We start from the raw sequence: 25,286 nt of genomic DNA on the forward strand, positions 1-25,286 counted from the left end.
CAATTAGGCAGAGCTCACTTACTCGCATGAAAAAATAGTCTAAGAAACAGGCAGGCAAAGAGAGAAACTTATTCCCTCACATGCCTTACAATATGCCCGGCCTCAGGAATTATAATTTCAGAAAGCGCCAGTTTCACAGCGTTTGGCGACCCAGGCAGGCAAAACACCGCTTTTCCTTTAATCACGCCTGCTACAGCCCTGGTAAGGATTACAGACGTTCCTATATCTTCAATGCTTTTGTACCTGAAAAGTTCGCCGAAACCTGAGATTTCTTTTTCAAAAAGAGGGGTTACAGACTCGATTGTAATATCCTTTGGTGCAAGTCCTGTGCCTCCGCTAGTAATAATAATATCTGCTGAGCTGTCAAGAGCAGCAAGAACAGCATCGGTAATCGAGGTTTTTTCGTCGGAAACCAGCCTGTAGAAAGAAACTTTATGGCCTGCCGCTTCGAGAAGATCTTTCATGGCTTTTCCTGAAAGGTCTTCAGCTTCCTCAGGTGAAGCAGGATTTCCGTATTTTTCGTATCTTGAAGTCGAAATTGTGATTAAGGCAAAAGAAAAGGATTTTTTTGCTTCTTTTTTGTGAATTTCCGGTGTGGACTCTTTCATGAAAACCACCTTATTGTCATGAGGCTAAACAATGAAACTTCAAGGGGATATAAAGTATTTTGGTTGCAGCAATTAAAAGAATGACTATAACTATAAAATAACAAAAACTATAGAATTACTATCCAAAATAGCAAAAAGTATAGAATTACTACCCAAAATAGCAAAAAATATGGAATTCACAAGTATATAAAGATTAATTGATTGTTTACAGCAACGCATTGCTTTTTTTCAAACACACAGCTATTTAATAACTCGACTCAAATTAAGTATACATGAGTGGGTTCAGGTTTGGGACAGATTTTCTTTCGACATACGATGAAGGAATAAAAAAGGAATGGATTATAGGAAACGGGCTTGGAGGTTTTGCTTCCTCTACGTTAATTAACGCAAGAACAAGGACTTATCACGGACTGCTTGTGGCAGCTCCGGAGAACTATCCAGGGAGACATTTGATACTTTCTTCCCTTGATGAGGAAATTTCTACCGACGAAGACACTTATAAACTTGCAACTCATAGATATCCGGGGACTATTTCTCCTACAGGTTTTACTTATCTTTCAGAGTTTTCTCAAAATCCATTTCCTACCTGGGTTTATCATGTCGGCGATTTAACCTTAAAGAAAACAGTCTTTATGATTCGCAACAGTAATACAACCTGTGTCCTCTACGATATAGAATCCAGAAAAGAGGAAGCTTTACTAAGAATCTTTCCTCTGGTAAGTTCAAGAGACTTTAATCTCACTGCTCGCGCAGCATACCTTTCATTTACCCAGGAAGCTACTCCTGGTGGAGCAGAGCTGGCAAGTTCTAACGGTTTTACTTTCTCGCTTTCATCCGATCTCCGGTATCATCCTGATCCCACATGGTACTATAACTTAGAGTATGACACTGAGAAAGAACGGGGGCTTAACTCTGAGGAAGATAACTTCAGTCCGGGTTATTTTGAAGGCAAGCTAGGATTAGGAAATTTCCGTTTTTTTGTTGCTGCTTCAACAGAAAATATTTCTTCTCTGACTCTCAAGCAAATTGATAAACTCCGTACCAGGGAAGCAAATCGGCAGAACCTTCTTGTTCTTGATTCGAAACTTATTGATCCTTTTGCTCTTAAACTTATCAGGGCAACTGATACTTTCGTAGTGAGAAGCCATATTTCAGGTGAAGATACTATAATTGCCGGGTATCACTGGTATTCTGACTGGGGAAGGGACACCATGATTACTTTGCCTGGACTGCTTTTAGTTCCTTACCGTTTTGAGGAAGCAAGAACAGTTCTCGATTACTTTGCCAGGTACTGTAGGAGAGGCTTAATCCCTAACACTTTCCCGGCTTTCGGAGGAGAGCCAATTTACAATACAGTGGACGCTTCTCTCTGGTTTATTCATGCCCTTAGCCGCTATTTCGCTTATACAAACGATTTTCTCTTCCTCTCGGATATCTGGGACACAGTAGTTAACATTATAGATCATTATTTTACAGGCACGGATTTTGGAATCGGCATGGATTCAGACTATCTCATCCGTCAGGGATCCCAGCTAACCTGGATGGACGCTAAAGTCGGAGAATGGGCAGTGACCCCAAGAGCAGGTAAAGCCTGTGAGATAAATGCTCTCTGGTACAATGCCCTGAAAACTGCTTCTTACCTTGGCACTCTTCTCGGCGAAGAAATTTCTCCATACGAAACTCTTGCAAGTGGTGTTGTCTCGAGTTTTGAGAAAACTTTCTGGAATCCGGAAACTAACTGTCTCTTTGACCTGGTATATAAGGATGAAACAGGAAACGAGATTAAAGACCCTGCAATCCGACCTAATCAGATCTTTGCCGTATCCCTACCTTATACTATGCTTTCTCCTGAGAAGGAAAAAGCGATTGTGGACAGAGTTGAAAAAGACCTTTTGACACCTTTTGGACTTAGAAGTCTTTCGACAGATAACTCCTTATATAAAGGACAGTATCACGGAGATGCCTTAACCAGAGACGCAGCCTACCATAACGGAACCGTTTGGCCCTGGCTTCTTGGAGCTTATGTGAAAGCTTACAGGAAAGTCAATAATTATTCGGAAGATAGTCTTGAGAATATGCGGGCTCTACTCAAAGGTTTTGATATGCAGCTTGGAATAGCAGGTATTGGCTCCATTTCTGAAGTGTTTGACGGTGACTACCCTCACTCTCCAGGCGGATGTATCGCCCAGGCCTGGAGCGTTGCAGAAATTTTAAGGGCATATGTAGAGGATGTACTTGGGATCAAACCTTGAAAACGGAGTGCTTGTGTATATAGTCTTTACTTTTGATAATCAAAAAACCGTGAAAACACTCTTTTAGTATTCCTAACTAATTCAGTATTCTGGCAAATTTCATATAGGGTTCCGCTCTCCAATGCCCTGCTTACTTCCACTTGCTTGCCTATGTTTTAATATCTTACTAACCAATGCACGTTTATGCTTATACTTGCAGTGGATGTAGGAACGGGTACTCAGGATATTCTGTACTTCAATTCAGAAAAAGAAGTGGAAAATAGCCTGCTTATGGTCATGCCTGCTCCTACCCAGATAATTGCGAAAAAGGTACGGAAAGCTACCAAAAAGGGAAAAACAATAGTTTTTACCGGAAACATAATGGGAGGAGGCCCCTCAACATTTGCTATCAGGACTCATCTAAAGGCAGGTTTTCGGGTATATGCTACTGAAAAAGCTGCTTTGACTATCAATGATAATATTGAAAAAGTAAAGTCATTCGGAATTCAAATTGTCTCCGAAGAGGAAGCAAAAAAACTTGCATCTGAAGAGAATGTACAGGAAATTGTTATGCAGGACTTCGATCCTGAATCAACTTCGGCTGCACTTTCAGCCTTTGAGGTTCAGATGCCTACAAACTATGCCGTGGCAGTACAGGACCACGGAAATGCTCCTGAGAAGAGCAACAGGATATACCGTTTTGAACTCCTTCGAGAACTCATTGAAAAAGGAGGAGAACTTGAGAACTTCGTTTACAGGCCCGAGGAAATTCCTGAGGCTTTTACCCGAATGAAAGCCCAGGCAGATTCTCTTCTCAAAGCTACAGGGGACCGGAAAAACAGGGCAGTTTTCATGGATACCGGGCCGGCAGCAATTTTTGGAGCGCTTACTGATCCTGCGGCTGTACAGCCTTCTGTTGTGGTTAATATAGGAAATGGGCATACTCTGGGAGCGCTTGTGAACGAAAACAGGATCATGGCCGTTTTTGAGCACCATACTTCCCTCATGAGTCCTGAAAAACTCCAGGACTACATTATAAGGCTTGCCGATGGAAAACTTGGTTTTGACGAAGTTTTCGAAGACGGAGGGCATGGTGCATATAGAAGGGAAGCTCCGGGTTTTGAACAAATTAGCTTTGAGCAGGTTAGATCTATACTTGTTACGGGCCCAAAAAGAGAAAAGCTTGAGAAGGCTTCGGAATCCGAAATTCGAGAAGAGATATCAAATAAACTGCATTTTGCTGCGCCTTTCGGGAGCATGATGCTTTCAGGATGTTTTGGGCTTCTTGCAGGATTTCTGGAGAAGTACCCTGAACCATCAATAAACCTTATAAACCACTAAGTACTTAGGGAGTAAGTCGCTTAAGCCCAGAATATACAAATTTTCAGGGGTTATAGAAATCTAATTCCGAATCCCTATCAGGGAGACGGGAAAATACAGTAGCTGCCTGCAAGAAGTCCACAGGACAGGTTTACAGATAAATGTAAATACAGGCAGGTATCTCTATATGCACATATCTCATACTGAATCGTTTGTTAGACGGTTTTTACGAACTTAACGCAAACATTTATATGCGGAAACAAATCCGTTACAGCAAATTTCTATTAAACTCATAAACTCATTATCTTTCAGGAGAATCAAGCTTATGGTACGAAAGCCAGGAAGTATGTATAGAAATGTGAGGCAGCGCTCATTTACCAGAAGAAAATACATGGGCGGTGTTCCAGGCAGCCAGATTATTCACTATGACATGGGAGACAAAGCAAATACCTCTTTCCCGATTAAAGTCTCACTGCTTGTAGAAGAAAAATGCCAGATAAGGCACACTGCTCTTGAAGCAGCCCGTATTACAGCAAACAGGCACCTGACTGAAGATGCCGGAAAGATGGGCTTTTACATGAAGCTCCGTGTCTATCCCCACGAAGTCCTCAGGGAAAACAAGCAGGCAACCGGCGCGGGTGCTGACCGTGTATCCAGTGGAATGCGCAGGGCTTTTGGGAAGAACGTAGGTACTGCAGCAAGGGTAAACCCATTCCAGAAAATTTTCACAGTTGCTGTTGAAAAGCAAAACTTTGCAGCTGCAAAGAAAGCCCTCTGGCATGCAGGACAGAAGCTGCCAACCCCCTGTAGAGTCATTATCGATGAAGGGGCAGAACTGGTACAGTAATCAGTTAAACTGTTAATATCAAAAGGAGCAATAACATGTACGATTACGAAGAGCTTTTGAACCGTGCAATGGCGAAAATGCCTGACACCGAGACTACGGATGCTCGATTCGTAATCCCTGAGCCCAGAATTTTTTCCGAAGGAAAAACTACAATTCTTGAGAATTTCGGAAATATTGCAGATATCCTTAACCGGGACCCTGACCACTTGATGAAATATCTCACAAGGGAACTTGGGACTGCAGGGAAAATAGAAGGCACACGTGCAGTCTTCCAGGGAAGGTTTACGAGAGCCCAGATCTCTGATAACATTCAGGCTTATGTGGACGAATACGTTATGTGTTCGGAATGCGGACGCCCTGACACCCAACTTGTCAGGGTGGACAGGGTACTTGTCCTGAGATGCTCTGCTTGCGGAGCTCACAGGCCTGTCAAAAAGAGAAAGGTAAGCAATGTAGTTGTCAGAGATGCCATCGAAGAAGGCGGCACCTATGAGCTCCGGATCGATGCAGTCGGGTCTAAAGGCGACGGAATTGCAAAGATAGATAAATATACGGTTTTCGTGCCCGGAGCCGCAAAAGGCGACGTGGTCAAAGTAAAAATAAAGAAAATAAGCGGAAATCTCGCCTTTTCAGAAAGGGCCTGAGGTTTAAGTTTATTTAAATATTCTAGAAAGCAGCTCAGGTCGATTACTTTCATGTTCGTGCCTGGGTAGCTTAATTTTTCTATCAGGTTTGAGTTCGCACTCCATAGTTAAATCTCTGGGAAATTCGAGATGACTTGCTACAACTTGCTTTTAGGCCAAGCCTTTTTTCAAAATATAAAAGACTTATTTTTCAGTCAAGCCTTATTCAAAAGGGTGTTTCGAAATATAAAAGACCTTTTTTCGGTCAAGCCTTTTTTCGGTCAAGCCTTTTTTCAAAAGGGTTGTTTCAAAAAGGTTGTTTCAAAAGGGTTGTTTTAAAAAGGGTTGATTATAAATATTCAGCAGGCAAATCAGGAACCTGTGAAGAAAGAATGACTTTTGAAAAAAAAGATGTACCGGAAGTTTCATTGAGAGAAACTAAAAAAAAGGAAAAAAATATAGAAATTCTCTCAATTCCCGGACTGTCAGTAAACCTCAGGCATGTAGGGGATGTTCCGGAGCTTACGGCAAACGGGACTCTGAAAGCAGCTTTTAACCCTATCTTGAAAAAGATGAACTCCCGTCTCAAGGAGGAAAAACTCGCCCTAATAGAAGACGACAGGGTCATTGCTTCGGCCTGGCTCCCTCCAATCCCGAGTCCTGCATTTAAACGCCTTATTTTTTCGGAGATACAGATAGCTCTTGGAAAATATATTCCTGAAACCGTATCCATTGAACTTACCCGCCAGAACAGTTCGAGATATCCACCAGGAACGGTTGCAGACGAGTTGGACACGGATATTATAAAAAAAATAATCGATGAAGCCCTTGAATCCGGCACCTTCATTATCACATTTACCGAAAACGATCCTCTCCTGAGGGAAGAAGTTTTTGAGCTGATAAGGTATGTGGACAAGAAGCGGGCTATAGTAAACTGTTCCACCTGGGGTACGGACTTTTCAGCAGAAACAGCCTCCTGTCTGAAAGATGCGGGGCTCCATTCCCTTATGGTAGGGATTTACTCAACTGATCCTGAAAAACATGATGCTGCCCGAAACTCAAGGGGAGCATACGAAAGAGCGGTTTCTGCCATAAAACTGGCACTTGAAGCCGGACTCATGGTTGTAATGACAACACATGCATCTCCCTCAAATATACAGGAACTGCCTGCGCTCTATAACCTTGCATCGGAACTAGGAGTCCATGAATTTTCAGTCTGGGAAGCAATGCCAAAAACCAGGGATGAGCCTGTGCTCAATGACGAAGACAGGAAAAGCATCCTTGAGATGTACCACAGGATAAATTCCAGCCAGAATGGCCCAAGGATGTTTGCGAATACTTATTTTGAAGGTCAGATGCTGGGTGCAATGGAAGGCAGACGCTGGATGCACATAACGGCAGACGGAGATGTAAAAGCCGGTCCTTATCCGCCTTTCAGTTTTGGGAGTATAAAAGAGGAATCTTTAAAAAGCGCCTGGCAGAAAATCAGGAGTTACCCTTACTTCCAGAAGCAGAAACATCTGGCTCCGATGCACGATCCGGAATTTATGGAGTTTGTTGACAGGATTCCGGCAGGAGCAAAACTGCCATATCCTTTTGGAAAGGTTTGTGAAAAGTAAAAAAGAATAAGTTGCAGGATATCCCTTTACAGTTTTTTTCCAGGCATTCTCTCCGGTACATTGATATTCCTTTTAACCTGAATTTAGTTGGGATGGCAACCAGGGAGAGTTAAAAACCTCATACTTCTGGAAAGCCATTTGAATCTAACTGCCTGTCCGAAGATAAACATTTACATATTAGCACGTATTCTTAAAGAGCAATTTAGCTGGAACTGAATTCATATCTTTAACTATTTTCAGCAAGAGAAAGCTGCCTGCCTGAAGTTTTTCCCAGAAAATCGGCAGCCAACGAGGGACTTTATGACTAATAAACTTGATCCATGGAGTTCAAGCGAGATTAATGACTATTCCAAGTTATTCGAAGAATTCGGGATTTCTCCATTTGAGAATGTACTTCCTGAAATCCCCTCTCCACATATGTATATGCGGAGAAGAGTTATCTTCGGGCACCGTGATTACGAACAGATTGCAGAGGCCATGAGGACAGGTGCCCCTTTTTCGGTTATGGACGGTTTTATGCCTTCAGGGAAAGTTCACCTCGGGCACAAGATGGTTATGGACCAGATAATCTGGCACCAGCAAAAGGGAGCGTCGGCTTTTGTCGGGATTGCGGACAGAGAGGCTTTCTCAGTACGCGGTTTTTCCTGGCAGAAATGCAGGGAAATTGGGGTAGAAGAATATATACTAAGTCTTATTGCTCTCGGTTTTAAGCCCGATGGCCTTATTTACTTCCAGTCAGGATGTGGCAGCGTTAAAGACCTCGCATTTGAACTCGGTGTCAAGGTCAATTTCTCTGAATTGAGCGCTATTTATGGGTTTTCGGGAGAGACAAACCTTTCCCATATGATAAGTGTAGCAACCCAGGCCGCTGATATTCTTCAACCACAGCTTGAAGAATTTGGAGGACCAAAGCCGGTTGTTGTCCCTGTAGGACCTGACCAGGACCCTCACCTTAGGCTGACGCGAGGGCTTGCAGGCAAGATGAGCATGTTCAGGGTAGAGGAGAGAGAAAACGCAAATGGTGGGAAATACCTGAGCGTGCGCAGCAAAGGAGCCCCGAAGGAAGCATTACAGGAACTCAAAAAACAAATTCCGGGTAAGGTGAAACTCTATGAAGAGCACCTTGACATAATTCAAACTCCTGACTATCCGTTCCTGGAAAGACTTGTTTCGCAGATAAACCAGCCTGAGAAAAAAAGATACTTCACGGCCGAGCTTGAAGAGGTCTCGAAATTTGCTAATGAAATTAAACCATATGAATTCTCAGGTTACGAAGAATACTTTGTTTTCAGAAAAGTGTGGAAACTCACCCGAAAAATATTGGATGAGATTGTAGCTAAAGTAGCTGCTGAGTTCGAAGGCTATGCTTTCATTCCTCCTGCATCTACCTATCACCGCTTCATGAGTGGGTTGCAGGGAGGAAAGATGTCGAGCAGCATCCCTGACAGCTATATTGCTCTAACTGACGACCCGAAAGAAGGCGCAAAAAAAGTAAAAAGGGCAAAGACCGGCGGTTGTGTAACCCTTGAAGAACAGAAAAAACTGGGCGGAAAACCTGATGAATGTTCTGTCTTCGAACTGCTGCTTTTCCACCTGGCAGAAAATGATGATGAATTGCTGGAAATAAGAGAAGAATGTGTCTGTGGAACCAGGATGTGTGGCTCATGCAAGCAGCTTGCGGCTGAAAAGATGTACGAGTTTCTCAAAGACCATCAGGAAAAGCGGGAACAGGCAAGAGAACACCTTGATGAATATAATATAATTTATAAGAAATAACTTAGGGAATTAATTTATAAATAATCGTTTACAAGGCGATTTTGCAAAGTAAATTTGCCAAATAAATCACATAAGATAACTTTACAAACTAAACTTTACGAAAATTGACCTGTTATAATAATGAACTCACAATGTTTCAGGAATTTCAGGATGTGATCATATATGAGTATTCAGGACAATCTCACAATCAACGAGAAAAAAGTCTTGCTTGCCCTTGAGGAAATAGGATCTGCTGCTCCCGAAAGGCTGGAGGAGAAATCAGGATTGCAAGTAGATGCGGCAATGCAGGCAGCTTTCATGCTTGAGGAGAAAGGGCTGGTTTCGGTTTCTGAAAAGGTGCTTGAACGTTATTCCCTTACAAAGGAAGGAGAAGAGTACACAAAAAACGGGCTTCCGGAGCGCCAGATTATTGACTTTCTGAAAAACCCTACCTCGCTTGAAGAACTGAGAAGCCATTTCTCTCCGCAAATGGTAGGGATTGCAACCGGCTGGCTCGTAAAAAAAGGATGGGCGAAAGTTGAAAACGGGGTAATGGTACCGTCGGGAAAAGTGAATGCAGGAAAAGATGAGGAAACCCTTGCGGCTTTCACAGACAAAGCAAAAACTCTTGAAGAGATCGGGGCCGACCAGGGAACAATAAAGGATCTTCTCAAACGTAAACTTATCATAAAACACGAAGAAAAGTCCAGGACTGTTTCCATAACTGATGCAGGAAATACACTTGCCACTCAGGGACTTGTCCTTGAAGAAGAAATTGCTCAGCTCACGCCCGACTTATTGAAGAGCGGAGCCTGGAAGGAGAAGAAGTTCAGGCCTTACCGCCTTGATATTACCCCCAAACCCCTTTATGGAGCCAAGATTCATCCTTACAGACGTCTTATAGAGCAGATGCGCCAGATCTTCCTGGAAATGGGATTTTCCGAGATTAAAGGCGGGATCATCCAGAGTTCTTTCTGGAATTTCGATGCTCTTTTCCAGCCTCAGGACCACCCCGCAAGGGATATGCAGGACACTTTCCACCTGGGCAGTACCTGTCAGCTTCCGGCTGAATACTTTGAGGAGGTTGCTGCAATGCATGAACACGGAGGAGAAATCGATTCCTGCGGCTGGGGAGGAACCTGGGATAAGGAACTTGCAAGGCGCAACGTGCTGAGAACCCATACAACATCCGTCACTGTCAAATATCTGGCTGACCACCCCAAATCACCTGTAAAAGCTTTCTGCATTGATAGGGCTTACCGCAGGGAAACCATTGACCCTACCCATACTCCGGAGTTCGAGCAGCTTGAAGGGGTTGTAATGGACAAAGATATGTCTTTTGCAGACCTGCTCGGCTTACTGGCAGAATTCTACCACAGGATGGGATTCGAAGAAGTCCGTTTCCGTCCCGGATATTTCCCATACACCGAACCAAGTGTGGAACCTGAAGTCTATGTGGACGGCCTGGGTTGGGTTGAACTTGGAGGTGCAGGCGTTTTCAGAAAAGAAGTTACTGAGCCTTTAGGGATTAAAGACCCTGTTCTCGCCTGGGGGCTCGGAGTCAGCCGGCTTGCTATGCTGAAGCTAGGGCTTAAAGACCTCAGGCTTCTATATCAGTCTGACATTGACTGGCTTAGAAAGAGTGAAGTTTGCCGGACCTGAGACCTGAACTGAGGGTTCATAACCTGAAATCTGAATTGAAGGTTTATACCTGAAATCTGAATTGAAGGTTTATACCTGAAATCTGAATTGAAGGTTTATACCTGAAATCTGAATTGAAGGTTTATACCTGAAATCTGAATTGAAGGTTTATACCTGAAATCTGAATTGAAGGTTTATACCTGAAATCTGAATTGAAGGTTTATACCTGAAATCTGAACTGAAGGTTTATACCTGAAATCTGAATTGAGGGTTTATAACCTGAAATTTCTCAGGTTAAAACTTTTTATTTTAACTTAGACAAAAAGCTACAGCCGACAAGGCAATTAAAGGCAAACTATAAAAGTCAAGGATATAAAAAGCTAAGCTATAAAAATACGTAGAGAGATATTTACCTTACAGAATCCTAGTTCCTAAACATAATTTCATTAGAGATATATAATTACGAAGTATACTAACTGGTGAAACCAGGGATGAAAAAATTGCGTTAGCAATTAAACAAAAGGGGGGTAAGTAATGGCAGATATCCAATCAGAGATAGATAAACCATCAGAATCTTCAGCAGAATCTTCATTAGAGTCTTCAGCAGAATCTTCATTAGAGTCTTCAGCAGAATCTTCATTAGAGTCTTCAGCAGAATCTTCATTAGAGTCTTCAGCAGAGTCTTCAGCAGAATCTTCATTAGAGTCTTCAGCAGAATCTTCATTAGAGTCTTCAGCAGAATCTTCAGCAGAGTCTTCAGCAGAGTCTTCAGCAGAATCTTCAGCAGAGTCTTCAGCAGAATCTTCAGCAGAACATGTGACTGGCCCTAAAAAATTGGTAGGTTTTCCGGAAGATCAGAAGACAGTAGAATCACATGCAGTAACTACGAAAACTGGCATAGCAACTAGGTACTGGCTTGAACTGATGTCCTATCCTGCAGACAGCACAAGAAGTTTATGGCTCTTTGTTAACGACGACTGGAGGCACCTGGACAACCCCGATCTTGGCACTCAGGTTTCTGTGCAGGATGCTTTTTGCAGTTGTTCGGAACGCCTGGAAGTTCTGGTCTGGTACTCCGAAGATACGATAAAAGGACTAATAGTAAAGACGAAGTAACTGAAATAAATAAATAAATGACTCAAGCAAGGTGACTGGAGCTCGGAATCTTTTTACTCCTCTGCTGCACAGGCAGTTCAATAAACGAGATGAAAGGACTAGTCTAACTTGAACCCAATTCTATAGATCCCAGGAAACTTTTCTCTTTTTCTAACTTTTAGCGGTTCATATTAAATATTTTAAGATTTTTGCGGCTTTAAAAGATTTATTTGGTCTTTTAATCCAAAAAAAAGACAAAAATACCATTAAATAACTGCAAATCGTATTTTCCAGTATAAGTTATTCGAGAACGGAGTATAAAAGAAGCAGAATAGGGGGGTTGGTGGACTATGAACAGAAACAAGTACTGGAAAATTACGCGAAGCGGTTTGTACGGGACCGCTAAGGTACTTTTAGAGTTCATAGTAGTAATTATGATATCATCAGTTTTCCTGCTTGCAAGCTACTGGTATCTCTGGCTAATGATAATAGCCGGGTTTCTTATCTTGCTTTTAGTATGGCACACAAAAAACTTTGCCTATCTCTGTCCCGGATGCGGCGAAGTATTCGAAGTTTCAACGCTTAAAGGTTTCATCAGCCCAAACGGTGTGAATAAAAAGTACCTGAGATGTCCGAGGTGTGGGAAAAAGGCATGGGCTGATATGCTGAGAATTAAAGAGAAAACTGCCCTTAAGAAGTAGCTGTTATCTGAAAAACGAACATGCCAGTTATATGAAAAGGAAAAAGGAACCTAAAACCCTGGGAAAAGGTTTTCGAAAACGAACCCTGAGGAAAGATGAAAAAGGAAAACAAAGGCCAGAAAGGCAATCCAGGTCCTCGTACAGGAGAAAACGTTTCCCTCCTTCCAATTCTTGCTGTAAATTTCATAGGCACGCTCGGGTTTAGCATTGTACTCCCTTTTCTGGTATTTCTGGTCAACCGATTGGGAGGAAACGCTTTCATTTATGGGCTGGCAAGTTCGATGTATCCGGCTTTTCAGTTAATAGGAGCCCCTATTCTAGGCAGGTGGTCTGATATTTACGGCCGCAAAAAAATACTTTTTATAAGCCAGCTAGGAACTTTACTTTCATGGATTATCTTCCTTGGGGTTCTTTTTCTTCCGGTAATAAGCCTCTTTAAAGTAGATTCCGGAGTTCTGGGAGCTTTTACAGTTACCCTGCCTCTTACAGTGCTCTTTTTCGCCAGAGCACTTGACGGACTGACCGGAGGAAATGTGTCGGTAGCCAATGCGTATCTGGCTGATATTACTTTAGAAAGAGATCGGAGCCGAGATTTCGGTAAGATGGCGATTTCCGAGAATCTTGGATTTGTAGTTGGTCCTGCTCTTGCCGGAATACTAAGTTTAACAGCGTATGGGGATGTAGCTCCTGTACTTGGAGCAATAGTAATCTCACTTATCGGAACATTGCTGATTATACTTTATCTTCCTGAAAGTAAAGAGTGCGTTCCCGGTAAGCCTGAAGATTCTGAGAATATACGGAAAATTTTCGGTTATGAGATCAGGAAATGCAAAACAAAGCCTGGGAAAGAAAAACCTGAATTTAAGGAGGTTTTGAGACTTCAAAGCATTCCCTATATGCTGGGACTGTACTTTCTAATCGATCTTGGTTACAATGTATTCTATACAGCTTTTCCTCTGCACGCAATTTCAACTCTCAACTGGAGCATTGCGAAAATGGGTGTCTATTTTACGGTGTTGAGCGGGCTCCTGATACTTGTACAGAGTACTGTACTTCCCAGGGTTTCAAGAAAATATTCGGACGCAACTCTGATAATTTTCGGAAGCCTTATGCTTGGTACGAATTTTCTGCTTCTCATCCCCGGAAATGTCTTCCTTACTTACCTTGCAGCAGGTTTTTTTGCACTTGGAGACGGGATTATGTGGCCTTCCTTTCTTTCCCTCTTATCAAAAGTCGCAGGGAAAAAATACCAGGGTACGGTACAGGGTATTGCCAGCAGTTCCGGAGGCCTTGCCAGCATCACAGGACTTATCCTTGGTGGCCTTTTATATGAAACACTTGCAGGAACTTCGTTCCTGATTGCAGGTCTGGTAATCTATACAGTTTTTGTGCTCAATTTCCGGCTCAGGCGTTTTGAAGAACAGATAAGTTTGAGAAACGAATAAACTGAATCTCAGGACCGGTAAAATTACATAGCCGAAACATAATATTCAGACAGCTTCTAAGTCTTTCTCATTCAGTCAAAGGCTATAGATTTGTCGCTGATACTTAAGTGTTTTTTTCAATTACTTTAAACCTTACAGTAAACTCAGTACCTTTGTTCCTTTTCAATTTAAGTTCTCCATCTAACTGATTTACTAGAGTGTTTACTAACTGCATGCCAAGTGACTCGACACTTTCTAATTTCAGACCTTCGGGAATTCCTTTTCCATTATCTGAGACTGTCAGACAGAAATCTGACCTGTGAATTCCGTTGACAGTCTCTTCATACCTACGAAGTTGAATTCCAATATCTCCTTCTTTCTTTTCAGTGAATGCATGTTTGAGAGAATTGGAAATTAGTTCATTAACAATTATGCCTAAAGGAACAGCGGTATCCATATCAAGAAATGCGTTCTCTTCCAGATCCATATTCAAACGGATATTTATGCTGCTAAGTTTATAAGTCATCAACAGGTTATCAGCTAATTTCTTAAGATACGCTGAGAAGTTAAGTTTTTCTCCCTGTCCTCCTTTGTAGAGTTCTTCGTGGATTAGAGACATTGAGAGTACACGGTTCTGACTTTCACTGAAAGCTTGTTTGACTGTCTTGTCCTCAAACTTTTCAGCCTGGAGGTCCAAAAGAGAAGAGATTACCTGCAGGTTATTTTTGATTCTGTGGTGAATCTCTTTTATACGGACTTTTTCGAGTTTTATCAGGGCTTCTTCTGTTTTTTTACGTTCAGTTATATCTTGAATTATTCCTCTAACTCTAATAGGAGCGTTTTTTTCATCAAAAATCACTTGTCCCTGTGCATAAAGTATATGTTCTTCTCTATCAGCTGAGATAACTCTAAAGTCGATTTCAAAAGATTTCCCGTAAAAAGCTTCTTTAAAAGCATTATTCACATATTCTCTATCTTCTGGAAGAACAAGATTCAAAAATGCGTCATAAGTCTCATCGAACTCCTGAGAGCGAAGTCCGAAAATATTGCGTATTTCATCTGACCAGTATAATTCATCAGTTACCAGGTTCCAGTCCCAATTTCCGAGATGAGCTATTTTTTGAGCTTCACTTAGTCTCATTTTATTTTCAAGTAATGAGTTATAAGCCTCTTCAAGTTCAATTGTACGCTCTTTAATTTTTTCTTCTAATGTATCATTTGCTTTTTTTAATGCCTCTTCAGCTCTTTTGCGCTCGGTAATGTCAACTGCAATACAGATAATTCCGACAATGGCTCCTGTGGCATCAAGCAATGGCTCAGTGGTCATCTCATTGAAAAAATCTCCACCACTAGAAGAAGGCCTATGGATAACCACTTCATCACATCTGCTGACACCACTAGTCAAAACCTGCTTTTTGATAGAGGCAAGAGTCTCAGCGTCATCCAACTGATATATATCATAGTCACTCTTACCTAGAAGGTCTTCAAGTTTGAAACCAGGCGAAGGGTTATAAGCCCACGTATATCTCAGATCACGGTCTTGACTGGAAATAACAATAGAAGATCCCTGCAAAGCGACACGGAAGCGCTCTTCGGACTTATGTAACATTTCTTCGATTTGCGCTCGCTCTATAATATCTGCCGCCTGCTGAGCTAGCAGGTCAATTAACTGAAGTTCATGACCTTGTAGTTTATGTGGTTTTTTGTAATGTGTTGAGAACATGCCGAGTAACCTTCCTGACCGGCTTACAATTGGTGTAGATTGTACCGCTCTTATTCCGGCTTTAAGCTGGATTTCCAGAGCAGGGGTACCTACGAAAATTGGACTTTGTTCAACATCCTCGACAATTGCCCTCTCTTTACGTCCAAGTGCAGTACCACAAGTTCCTTTTCCCATCGATACACTGTTCCAGAAGTCCAGCCACCATTTGGGAAATCCACGATAAGCTACAATCTTAAGTTCAGACGATTCTGGGTTCAGTAATTGGATATTGCCAAAGTCAGCACTAGAAATTGCAATTGCTGCATCGACGATCTCGCCAAGAACTGGTTCAAGAGAGCCTTCATGAACGAACAGCGTGCCGATCTTATGAAGTCTAGTCATAGCATTAAGGTCGGCCTGTAGACGTTTTTTGCTATCGTTCAATGCTTTCTCTGACCTGGCCTGCTCTATCATGTCAGCTGCCTGCCGTGCTAGCAGGTCAAGCCTCCAGAGATCATGCTTATTTGGAGAATAAGGAAAGTTCCATTGGGTCGTAAGGATACCAAGAAGCTCACCCGTTCGGCTTAATATTGGTGTGGACTGAATCGCTCGTACTCCGGCTTCGCGCATCACAGTCAGGGAAGGTGTCCCGACAAACACAGAACTTGTTTCAACATCCTCAATAACAATACGTTCTCCTTGTTGCATCACCTTTCCACAAACCGAAGCCACGTTCTCAGCAGATGCAAAATAATCCAGAAAAGGCTGTTTGTGACCATAATGAGCAACAATATGTAGCGAATCATCCTCAAGAAGTTGCAAAGTACCCATTTTTGCGTCTACGATAGAGATTGCTGCGTCCATTATTTCTTTTAATAGTGGTTGAATCCCTTCCGATCCCAGAAGTTTTGTACTCAGTTCATGTATTTGAGTCAGTGCTTCCAGATCGGCTTTTACAAGAAGATGTGCCTGTTTTTTCTCCGGATCTAGTTCATCAATATCGTACTTAGGTCCTTTATCCTGCTTCAAACATGCTCTTAGGCTCTGTATCTTGTCTTTTAAGGCACGATTTTCGTCCACCAGTAGCTTATTCTCATCTAATAATGCTTGATATTTTATAGGCTCACAGCCATCAGTATATTTGGTAGCCATATTTTTATACTGACCTTTTAAGATTAATTTTATCTTGCTGATATAGTTCTCTTAAATCATTTTTTACTTTAATATTCGATTAACATCTCCAGTATTTTTACGTTAATAGCGCTAGTTTCTGCTTCTTTTGACACTGCTTTCTTGAGATTGCACTTAACAAATGTTATGCCAGTTATTTGGATAGCCTGATTTCACGCTTGAGACTTTTAATGGTGTGAAATTATAAGGGAAATTTATAATAATTGAACAAGAATTATATTTCTTCAGGTTTTATTTTCACTGTCACAACTATTCACTTTTTTAAAGATGTGCCCTTTCGATAATATCTGCTGCACTGCGAGCTAGAAGATCCAACATTTGAAGCGTGTTTTCGTCCGGCTTATGTGGCTTTTTATATTGTGTTGAGAACATGCCGAGCGGTTTTCCTGACCTGCTCACAATTGGTGTAGATTGTACCGCTCTTATTCCGGCTTTAAGCTGGATTTCCAGAGCAGGTGTACCTGCAAAAATCGGGCTTTGTTCAACATCCTCGACAATTACTCTCTCCTTACGTCCAAGTGCAGTACCACAAGTTCCTTTTCCTACAGATACACTGTTCCAGAAGTCCAGCCACCATTTGGGAAATCCACGATAAGCTACAATTTTAAGTTCAGATGTTTCAGGGTCCAGTAATTGGATATTGCCAAAGTCAGCACCAGAAATTGCAATTGCTGCATCGACTATCTCGCTAAGAACTGGCTCAAGATTGCCCTCACGAACGAACAACATGCTGAGTTTATACATTCTGGTCATTGCATCGAGATCGAACATTAACTGTTTCTCGCGCTCACTAGAAGTTGTCTCTGCCTGTTCCGGATCAATTTTGTCTGTAATCCGTTCAACTCCTTCAGTCTGCCCCAGACATGCTCTTAAACTCTGTATCTCCTCCTTTAATGTATTATTTTCACCTACCAGTAACTTATTCTCATCCAATAGTGTCTGATACGTTGTGGATTCTTGACTTGTAGTATATCTAGAACTCATGCTTTCCACCATCCATAAACAATCTGTTAATCTTCGAAATTTTGAGTTTTCGATAAGTTTGAGTTTTCGATAGTTTGTAGTAAACATGCCTAAAAATTGACTAATTATACAATGGGACAATTGATTCTATTTAGTTTAAAGCCTGGATAGAAAACTTATCTGAAATTCAGGTGTATATTTACCCTTGAGTCGAATTTTGAACCCCAATTATGCAATCAAATGTAGTTATGAGGCTATATGGCTACTATGATTTTTACTTTGATTTTTGATTAGAATTATAAAAATACTAAATATGAACCTAATTATATTTAGTATAAAATGGATTAAATAAAAATCTTAACTTAAGTTATATATAGATATATTATAATATTCATATTTATGTTATAATCCTTAATAATAATCATTAAATTATTAGATATATAGATAGGACATATTATTTAATACCTGCTTTAGTAACAAGCACAGTACAACAAATTAAGAGATTAAAATCAAAGTTGCACTGGCGCACCCTGCTGCAAGCAACGGGGTATATTCGCGCCACCGCTTGAAATTTCGTTAAAAGAAATAGTAACCCCTAAACGGTTAGTTTGAGCAGAAGTTAACAACCGAAAAATGGAACTGATAAATTTATAATCATCAACGGTTACTGGAGAAGTTTCCATCCCCGCAGCAAGCTAGCGGGTATTCGACTGGAATAAAAAATCAATATGGTATTATTTACAAAACAAGTGAATAAAATCAAATGTTTTAACAATAAAAGACGTGCTTAAGTACTAGAATTTTATTATAAATAATTATGAAAAATTACCAATTTGTAAGCATATATTCGAAAATAAAAATTCGAGACTGATAAAGTGATCGGCTTTTCTTATGTTTTTATTCTTTTCGCATTGATTGGTTTACTTTCCTTTATTTTCTGGACATAGATTCTTATTGACTGTGCAAAGAATGAGACAGATATAGGAAACACACGCCTGATCTGGATCGCAATTATTGTCTTAACCTTTATCGTGGGAGCTTTTCTATACTATCTCATCCGACGCCCTAAGAGACTTTTAGAGCTGGGGGAATAAAATCGGATAGGAAAAAACCGGAAAATAAAAATGGAGATATAACATCTAAATAAATATGAACATATTCAAATTATTAATGGCTATTCTTATGGTTGTAAGTGCCGCGATAATTGCACAGCTGGTTAACGATCCTGCTGAAAAAGACAGTGCAGGAGATCGAGACAGCATCCTGGAGAAGAATTCTCTGGAGGTGTTTGTGAGCGAATCCAGAAATTATGAAGACCGATTAGTATTTACTTACAGTCCAAAAAATCCGGACTCAAAGTTTGACTGTTACATAACATATCAGCTCAGAGAAAATGGAAATACCCTCGAGAACATTAATAAAGAATTTTACGGTAACATTTCTACTGAAAATCCGATTGTACTCGAATTTCCAAGAAAGAAAGATTTCACCTACGAACTGGAAACTGCGATAAAAGACAAAAGCGGAATCAACATGTACAAAAACAATACCGAAATCGGTCCTTCAACTATAGTAACTGAAACAAGCAGTTAAATAAAAGATAAAAATTTGAACCCGAAGTTCACTAGAACATAAAGAAACTAGAAAGTAAAAATGTTTTTTAATACCCGAGTTCTGGAACGAGGTCCTTCCATTAACTTTTAATGATTTTCCCACTTACAACTCTAAATTTATCTTTTCTTTTTCTTCCCCATAAGCCTGGAAATAAATCCGATTATAGTGGAAGCAAGTGCGACGAAAGCAAGTATTTTTTTTATACTACGTAAGATTCCCAGCACAAAATCACCCCATCTTTAAAGTTTTAGCGTTTATTGCTACAATCACGGTGCTCAAGCTCATGAAAACTGCGCCAATAGCAGGACTCAATAAGATTCCGTATCCATAGAGTACCCCGGCTGCAAGAGGAATGGCAAAAACGTTGTATCCTGTTGCCCAGAGGAGGTTCTGATACATCTTGGAGTAAGTTTTTCTGGAAAGCTTAATTATATAAACTACATCCCTAGGATCATTTTTTACCAGGACAATATCAGCGGTCTCAATTGCAACGTCAGTACCTGCACCGATGGCTATCCCGACGTCAGCCTGAGCCAGGGCAGGTGCATCATTAACCCCATCTCCAACCATACCTGTGATATATTCCGCCTGGACTTCCTTGACTTTCTCTGCTTTTTCGTGAGGAAGGACTTCAGCGAAATAATCATCGAGTTCTAATTCCTGGGATACCCAGGCTGCTACGTAACGATTATCTCCTGTAAGCATAAGGCATTTAATTCCCATGCTTTTAAGTTTTGAGATAGCTTCCCTGGACTCTTTCCTGATAATGTCGGCAAGTGCAACAGCTCCAAGTACACGGTCCTCCTGAAGCAGGAAAACTACAGTTTTTCCCTGTGTTTCGATTTCTTCAATCTTTTCGTTTTTGAGAGAAATTCCGTTTTCTTCAAGGTAGCCAGGGCTTACAACAAGAAATTTTTTTCCTCCAACCAGGCCATGTACTCCTTTTCCCGGAATTGAACTGAATTCTTCCACGGACTGAGTCTGTAACCCTTTTTCCCGGGCACTTTCCAGAATACCTGCAGCAATAGGGTGCTCAGAACTGGCTTCCAGAGAGGCTGCAAGGCTTAAGATTCTATCACTACTCATTCCGTTATCTCCGTCCCCAGACCCAATTTTTTCTCCTGAAAGAGAAACTACATCCGTAACTCCAAACCGACCTTCGGTCAATGTACCGGTTTTGTCAAAAATAATAGCTTGAAGATTGCGTGCTCTTTCAAATGCCTGTCTGTCCCGGATAAGAAGCCCGGTTTTTGCGGCAATAGACGTTGAAACTGCGACCACAAGAGGTATTGCAAGCCCAAGGGCATGCGGACAGGTAATAACCATTACAGTCACTGCCCTTTCAAGTGCAAAGACAAGCTGCTGGCCGATAAGAATCCAGACAATAAGAGTGAGAGTTCCCACGGAAAGGGCTATGATTGTGAGATACATGGCAGCCCGATTTGCCAGGTCCTGGGTTTTTGATTTGCTTTCCTGAGCAGCTCTGACAAGTTCGACAACCTGGTTGAGATAGGTATCCTTTCCGGTTTTTTCTACACTAACAACGAAAGCCGCTTCTCCGTTAATCGAGCCACCAATAACGTCATTTCCAGGCTTTTTCGTAACAGGCTTCGACTCTCCGGTAAGCATGGATTCGTTGACGCTGCTTGTCCCCTCTACAACAGTTCCGTCTACAGGCACTTTTTCTCCGGGCTTAATCAAAACCTTATCCCCGACCTTTAGCTGGTCAACTGCGATATCGACAACTTCACCATTTTTCTTCATATGGGCAACCGAAGGCATAATTTTTACCAGCTCTTCGAGGGCTCTTGAAGCTCCCATAACCGAACGCATCTCAAGCCAGTGCCCAAGCAGCATTATATCGATAAGGGTCACGAGCTCCCAGAAAAAAACCTCACCATGAAGCCCGAAAACCACAGCCGAACTGTAAAAATATGCCACGCTTATTGCAATGGCTATAAGAGTCATCATTCCAGGGGATTTTTCGGAAAGTTCCTCTTTAATCCCCCTTAGAAAAGGGTACCCACCATAGAAATATACAACAGAAGAAAGCAAAAAAATTATATAGTCTGCACCTGGAACACGAAACTCAAAATTGAAAAAATCCTGGATCATTGGCGAAAGCAGCAAAACGGGAAAAGTTAACACAAAAGAAACAATAAATCTTTTTCTAAAATCTTCAAGCATGTGAGTATGATGGTTGCCGTGCTCTTTCCCACCTGTTGCTTCGTGACCTTCGTGACCTTCGTGTTTCATCCCTTCGTGTTTCATCCCTTCGTGTTTCATCCCTTCGTGTTTTATCCCTTCGTGTTTCATCCCTTCATGTCTTATCCCTTCATCCTTCATCCCTTCGTGTTTTATCCCTTCATGTTCCATCTCTTCAGGTTTTATCCCTTCATGTTCCATCTCTTCAGGTTTTATCCCTTCATCCTTCATGCCATGCCGCTCATGCTGTGTCTCACCCAATTTGTGTTCCATTTCGCTACGTTCGTGTTTCATTTTATCAGGCTGTTCAGAGCTACTATGACCCACTTCTTCACGTTGCCCTTGGTCCAGTGATTTTTCTTCAGTACGCATGGTTTGCTCTTCGGGATTACCGTGATGCACCATACCTGCAGGCTTATTCCTACGTTCCTCGTGAGACCCACGTGAATTTCCTTGCATGCCTCTTCCGAACTCGCGCTCTTTATCATTGGATGAGGATTCATTTACCTGACTATTAGAAATCCCGGTGTCCACTCTCTTCTCTTCAGCCTGCATGTTTTCCCAATCCCCTGGTTTTAATTTTTATTTTTAAATATATTAGAGTTTCTGATATATTTGAAGGCAACGATGCTAAAAGAACCAAATACCCTGCAAAAAAAAGAAAAAATCTTTTATAACCAGCTAATTCAAAGGATTAATTTTTAAAAGAGAAAAAGAGAAAAAACTAAAGAAATATCTAAAAAAGTTCGTAAACAGACGAAGGAACAGAAACCAAAACTAAGCTACTTTAAGCCTTCTAGAGGGAAAATAAAGAAAAAAATATGCATGTAGAAAATATTTAATGGTTCGCTATCCGAACACTATGACGCACAGTGAGGATCAGAATAAAAAGCAAAACGATGCTAAAGATCCAGATAAAAATAGCATCCCTAAAAGCTATGTCCAGAGGAATATGACTAATAGACCCATAATCTGGAGGTAAGAAAGTCATAATTTAATCTACGTACTCAAATATAATAAACTTATCGAATTGTCTTATACAAGACATAAAATAAATAAATATGTCAGACGATTTAAAAACAGAATCTAGAACTGCAAAATTAAAATTCATGCACACATGTTTCTTCATATGTTTCTTCAAGATGTCCACTAATACTGGTTTTATATTATAATCAGCTACATATAATTGAAGAGCTTGTAGAAAAGCTAAACAAGAATAACTCAAAACTCATATTCACGGGTTAACGTAAAAAGAACGAAAAAGAAATATTTTCAGAGTATGCGGCTACTCTTCTTTGCGTGGTTGGGGATTTATATGTTATTAAATCTATTAAATCCATAATCTGAATTACAAATATCAGATTAATCCCTGACCGGAAAATAAGATCTATCTCATATTTTTCTCTGTTATTAAGTCTTGTTATGATCTCATTTTGACAATTAATGATCCGAGCATGAATTAAAATAGGAAGATTATGTCGCCAACCGTACAAGATTTGTTTTTGTATTTCTTTGCGATATATTTCTCTTTAATAATAGCTCGCTCCCACGAAATATACAAGCCTTGGGACACATATAGTGCCTGGAAGGGAAAGTCTCACAATATCAAACGCTTATTAACAGGATGGATTATTTTATTCATTGTACCACTGTTGCATTTCGCAGTTTTATTTATCCTTTTGGGGTCAGTTGACATTCCGCTCGACATGACAATTAGCAGCATTTTAGACGTTACCTTAATCAGCATTGGTTCATTTTTTGAATTTGGGTACTTCAGAATTTATGAAGCTTTTCTGCACAAATATCCAGATTCTTTTTTCACTGATGAAGATAGTATAAGAAGAGAAATCTCAGTTCGTTCGGACTTTTGGGCTCATTTTATACCTGGTATTTTATACGTGGCCGTATCAACTTTGATGGTAATAATAGCGATTTACCTTTGAGTTTATCTCAAAATTCATTTCAGATTAATTATTACAGACTTTTCAGTATAGAAGTTCTAAGATTTTTCTCACTTTTTAATTCTCAAAACCTATGAAATTAAATTAAAAATAGTAGCTTAAAGTTTCAAAAAACCTCAATAGCAGATAAGTTAACATATCTGAAATTTATTCCAGATTGGCACAAGTTTAACATATACTCTTTAAGAATTAGTATAAATTTTTACTTAAGGAAATTTTGGCAAAATTTGGAAGATAATTTTGATGTTACATCAGAAATCATACAGATATCTAGTTTCTTTGACGACTTTACCAGTACTGTCTTTTTCTACGAATCTCATGATTTCTTTGTCATAAGTAATCACTGCATTGCAGTAAGGACATGACTCTCTGTTTTTATACATTATAGAGTGCAGAAACGACTCTTCATCTTCAAACTGAAGAAGTTGTGAGCTGAACCAATTTCTACACTTTGTGCATCTAACTTCACAGCTTTTTGTATTGTTCATTTCTTTCATCTTCATACTTAGTTTTAGTATTAATAAAATATTATCGAACTTATATATAACCAACGTGACTGAAATTAGTTATGTTATATTACTTAAAAAATAAACATACTCTAATATTCTTTACTTATTCTTAGAACAAAGGATATTACAGAATATACGCCAATTATGAAGAGAAAGATAAAACTTGAGTAAGAGAAAAAACGGATAAATTATAAGAGAATTAACTGACTTAAAACTCTAATTTTTTAGATAATTCTATATAAAAGAAATAGAATAGAGTATAAAGAAATTTACTTTAAATATATAGCATTACAGCATCAGTAAAATTGAAAGGTAGTAAGCTAATGATCGAACAAAGTTTTTATGATAACATCAATATTCTTGAATGCGTTGAGAGAGAAGGGATAAAAATTGAGATCCTTCAGTACAAAAATCTGCGAGGGCTTAGAGACTCTCGTCTTGCAGAAAATCTGTATAATATTGAAAAAGTAGGAATGAGCCTGAAGCAGGTAAAAATTACTCTTCAAAACAGCTCGATAACTACCGAACCGGGAGCTCTTTACTTTCACAAAGGGAATATTTGTGCAGAATGCCAGATAGGAGGGGTTGGAGGCCTTGCAAAAAAACTGATAAAGAATTCACTGACCGAGGAAGCTGCCTTCAATCCTACTTATTCAGGTACTGGAGAGATTTTTCTTGAACCAAGTTTCGGTCATTTCATATTGATGGAACTGAACAATGATCCTATTATTGTAGATAAGGGAATTTTCTATTGCTGTGAAAGCGGAGTCAGTGTAGAAGTTTCATCCCAGAAAAATCTATCTTCAGGGCTATTTGGAGGAGAAGGTTGGTTTCAGACCAAACTCAGTGGAAAGGGCCTATGTGCTCTTGCAATCCCGGTACCTCTAAGTGAGGTTCTGAAATATGAACTTAATAATGAAAGACTGCAAGTCGATGGAAACTTTGTATTCTTAAGATCATCCTCTATCAAGTTTACAGTAGAAAGATCTGCAAAGAAATTGGTTGGAAATCTAGCCAGTGGAGAGGGAACTCTTCATACCTATGAAGGCACTGGAAAAATCTGGATGGCTCCTACACAGTCGGTATATAAAACACTTGGACAGAACTATCCACCTAGTGGAGAAAACATTGGCGAGTAACAAAGACTGATTTTAATGTTTAGTTTTACAGGATTATGAAGAGATAAAGAATAGCTCAAAAACGAGAGAGAAGTTGAAGAAACTTAAAGACGAATTCATCAAAAAACACGAGCAACCTAATAATTTAACAAAATAGAT

Annotated in this window: 18 protein-coding genes; 13 read left to right on the plus strand and 5 right to left on the minus strand. The window is 40.3% G+C overall.

Annotated features, from left to right (window positions below):
* Positions 1-68: 68 nt before the first annotated feature.
* The gene (locus MSBR3_RS12060; protein ID WP_048108407.1) at positions 69-608 is read right to left on the minus strand and encodes a MogA/MoaB family molybdenum cofactor biosynthesis protein; all 540 of its coding nucleotides are present in this window, start codon (positions 606-608) and stop codon (positions 69-71) included.
* Between the two features lie 272 nt (positions 609-880).
* Between MSBR3_RS12060 and MSBR3_RS12065 the strand changes: the two genes are divergently transcribed.
* The 10 genes from MSBR3_RS12065 to MSBR3_RS12110 all read left to right on the plus strand — a co-directional run bounded on the left by MSBR3_RS12065 (position 881) and on the right by MSBR3_RS12110 (position 13,885).
* Positions 881-2,860, plus strand: coding sequence for an amylo-alpha-1,6-glucosidase (locus MSBR3_RS12065; RefSeq protein ID WP_048108408.1), 1,980 nt, complete (start codon positions 881-883; stop codon positions 2,858-2,860).
* A 183-nt stretch (positions 2,861-3,043) separates the two neighbouring features.
* On the plus strand, positions 3,044-4,180 hold the full coding sequence (locus MSBR3_RS12070; protein WP_048108409.1) for a DUF1786 domain-containing protein: 1,137 nt from the start codon (positions 3,044-3,046) through the stop codon (positions 4,178-4,180).
* Positions 4,181-4,484: 304 nt separating this feature from the next.
* Positions 4,485-5,006: a 50S ribosomal protein L16 gene (locus MSBR3_RS12075; RefSeq protein ID WP_048108411.1), complete on the plus strand. Its 522-nt coding sequence runs from the start codon at positions 4,485-4,487 to the stop codon at positions 5,004-5,006.
* Between the two features lie 35 nt (positions 5,007-5,041).
* Entirely contained in the window at positions 5,042-5,650 is a 609-nt protein-coding gene (locus MSBR3_RS12080; protein ID WP_048108413.1) for a translation initiation factor IF-2 subunit beta, read from the plus strand.
* A 371-nt stretch (positions 5,651-6,021) separates the two neighbouring features.
* Complete coding sequence (locus MSBR3_RS12085) at positions 6,022-7,248, plus strand: radical SAM/SPASM domain-containing protein (protein WP_048110450.1); 1,227 nt, start codon at positions 6,022-6,024, stop codon at positions 7,246-7,248.
* A 300-nt stretch (positions 7,249-7,548) separates the two neighbouring features.
* Positions 7,549-9,024, plus strand: coding sequence for a tryptophan--tRNA ligase (locus tag MSBR3_RS12090; RefSeq protein WP_048108415.1), 1,476 nt, complete (start codon positions 7,549-7,551; stop codon positions 9,022-9,024).
* A gap of 162 nt (positions 9,025-9,186) precedes the next feature.
* On the plus strand, positions 9,187-10,665 hold the full coding sequence (pheS, locus tag MSBR3_RS12095; RefSeq protein WP_048108417.1) for a phenylalanine--tRNA ligase subunit alpha: 1,479 nt from the start codon (positions 9,187-9,189) through the stop codon (positions 10,663-10,665).
* A 513-nt stretch (positions 10,666-11,178) separates the two neighbouring features.
* Positions 11,179-11,760 (plus strand): hypothetical protein, encoded by a 582-nt coding sequence (locus tag MSBR3_RS12100; RefSeq protein WP_048108419.1) that lies wholly within the window; start codon positions 11,179-11,181, stop codon positions 11,758-11,760.
* A 329-nt stretch (positions 11,761-12,089) separates the two neighbouring features.
* Positions 12,090-12,440 carry a zinc ribbon domain-containing protein gene (locus MSBR3_RS12105; protein ID WP_048108421.1) on the plus strand — a complete coding sequence of 117 codons (351 nt, stop codon included), beginning with the start codon at positions 12,090-12,092 and terminating at the stop codon, positions 12,438-12,440.
* 95 nt (positions 12,441-12,535) lie between these two features.
* Positions 12,536-13,885 (plus strand): MFS transporter, encoded by a 1,350-nt coding sequence (locus MSBR3_RS12110; RefSeq protein WP_048108423.1) that lies wholly within the window; start codon positions 12,536-12,538, stop codon positions 13,883-13,885.
* 103 nt (positions 13,886-13,988) lie between these two features.
* Here MSBR3_RS12110 and MSBR3_RS18995 read toward each other — a convergent pair whose 3' ends face one another.
* Both MSBR3_RS18995 and MSBR3_RS12120 read right to left on the minus strand, forming a co-directional pair.
* A complete protein-coding gene (locus MSBR3_RS18995; RefSeq protein ID WP_052723396.1) occupies positions 13,989-16,718 on the minus strand; it encodes a histidine kinase dimerization/phosphoacceptor domain -containing protein in 2,730 nt (909 codons plus the stop codon).
* Positions 16,719-17,018: 300 nt separating this feature from the next.
* Entirely contained in the window at positions 17,019-17,741 is a 723-nt protein-coding gene (locus MSBR3_RS12120) for a GAF domain-containing protein (protein ID WP_048108425.1), read from the minus strand.
* Between the two features lie 932 nt (positions 17,742-18,673).
* Between MSBR3_RS12120 and MSBR3_RS21085 the strand changes: the two genes are divergently transcribed.
* Positions 18,674-18,814: a PLDc N-terminal domain-containing protein gene (locus MSBR3_RS21085; protein WP_268989150.1), complete on the plus strand. Its 141-nt coding sequence runs from the start codon at positions 18,674-18,676 to the stop codon at positions 18,812-18,814.
* A gap of 55 nt (positions 18,815-18,869) precedes the next feature.
* Entirely contained in the window at positions 18,870-19,313 is a 444-nt protein-coding gene (locus tag MSBR3_RS12125) for a hypothetical protein (RefSeq protein ID WP_155396807.1), read from the plus strand.
* Between the two features lie 249 nt (positions 19,314-19,562).
* On the opposite strand, the gene MSBR3_RS12130 is transcribed toward MSBR3_RS12125, so the two are convergent.
* Both MSBR3_RS12130 and MSBR3_RS12140 read right to left on the minus strand, forming a co-directional pair.
* A complete protein-coding gene (locus tag MSBR3_RS12130; RefSeq protein ID WP_394297731.1) occupies positions 19,563-21,605 on the minus strand; it encodes a heavy metal translocating P-type ATPase in 2,043 nt (680 codons plus the stop codon).
* Positions 21,606-23,751: 2,146 nt separating this feature from the next.
* The gene (locus tag MSBR3_RS12140; RefSeq protein WP_230627434.1) at positions 23,752-23,997 is read right to left on the minus strand and encodes a hypothetical protein; all 246 of its coding nucleotides are present in this window, start codon (positions 23,995-23,997) and stop codon (positions 23,752-23,754) included.
* A 335-nt stretch (positions 23,998-24,332) separates the two neighbouring features.
* Here MSBR3_RS12140 and MSBR3_RS12145 point away from each other — a divergent pair, with 335 nt between their 5' ends.
* Positions 24,333-25,148: an AIM24 family protein gene (locus MSBR3_RS12145; RefSeq protein ID WP_230627436.1), complete on the plus strand. Its 816-nt coding sequence runs from the start codon at positions 24,333-24,335 to the stop codon at positions 25,146-25,148.
* Positions 25,149-25,286 lie beyond the last annotated feature (138 nt).

The sequence above is a fragment of the Methanosarcina barkeri 3 genome, assembly GCF_000970305.1.
Lineage (GTDB): Archaea > Halobacteriota > Methanosarcinia > Methanosarcinales > Methanosarcinaceae > Methanosarcina > Methanosarcina barkeri_A.

Coding starts and splice junctions, on each gene's coding strand:
- MSBR3_RS12060 (WP_048108407.1), bottom strand. CDS start 608: ATGAAAGAGTCCACACCGGAAATTCACAAAAAAGAAGCAAAAAAATCC.
- MSBR3_RS12065 (WP_048108408.1), top strand. CDS start 881: ATGAGTGGGTTCAGGTTTGGGACAGATTTTCTTTCGACATACGATGAA.
- MSBR3_RS12070 (WP_048108409.1), top strand. CDS start 3,044: ATGCTTATACTTGCAGTGGATGTAGGAACGGGTACTCAGGATATTCTG.
- MSBR3_RS12075 (WP_048108411.1), top strand. CDS start 4,485: ATGGTACGAAAGCCAGGAAGTATGTATAGAAATGTGAGGCAGCGCTCA.
- MSBR3_RS12080 (WP_048108413.1), top strand. CDS start 5,042: ATGTACGATTACGAAGAGCTTTTGAACCGTGCAATGGCGAAAATGCCT.
- MSBR3_RS12085 (WP_048110450.1), top strand. CDS start 6,022: ATGACTTTTGAAAAAAAAGATGTACCGGAAGTTTCATTGAGAGAAACT.
- MSBR3_RS12090 (WP_048108415.1), top strand. CDS start 7,549: ATGACTAATAAACTTGATCCATGGAGTTCAAGCGAGATTAATGACTAT.
- pheS (WP_048108417.1), top strand. CDS start 9,187: ATGAGTATTCAGGACAATCTCACAATCAACGAGAAAAAAGTCTTGCTT.
- MSBR3_RS12100 (WP_048108419.1), top strand. CDS start 11,179: ATGGCAGATATCCAATCAGAGATAGATAAACCATCAGAATCTTCAGCA.
- MSBR3_RS12105 (WP_048108421.1), top strand. CDS start 12,090: ATGAACAGAAACAAGTACTGGAAAATTACGCGAAGCGGTTTGTACGGG.
- MSBR3_RS12110 (WP_048108423.1), top strand. CDS start 12,536: ATGAAAAAGGAAAACAAAGGCCAGAAAGGCAATCCAGGTCCTCGTACA.
- MSBR3_RS18995 (WP_052723396.1), bottom strand. CDS start 16,718: ATGGCTACCAAATATACTGATGGCTGTGAGCCTATAAAATATCAAGCA.
- MSBR3_RS12120 (WP_048108425.1), bottom strand. CDS start 17,741: ATGAGTTCTAGATATACTACAAGTCAAGAATCCACAACGTATCAGACA.
- MSBR3_RS12125 (WP_155396807.1), top strand. CDS start 18,870: ATGAACATATTCAAATTATTAATGGCTATTCTTATGGTTGTAAGTGCC.
- MSBR3_RS12130 (WP_394297731.1), bottom strand. CDS start 21,605: ATGAAACACGAAGGGATGAAACACGAAGGTCACGAAGGTCACGAAGCA.
- MSBR3_RS12140 (WP_230627434.1), bottom strand. CDS start 23,997: ATGAAAGAAATGAACAATACAAAAAGCTGTGAAGTTAGATGCACAAAG.
- MSBR3_RS12145 (WP_230627436.1), top strand. CDS start 24,333: ATGATCGAACAAAGTTTTTATGATAACATCAATATTCTTGAATGCGTT.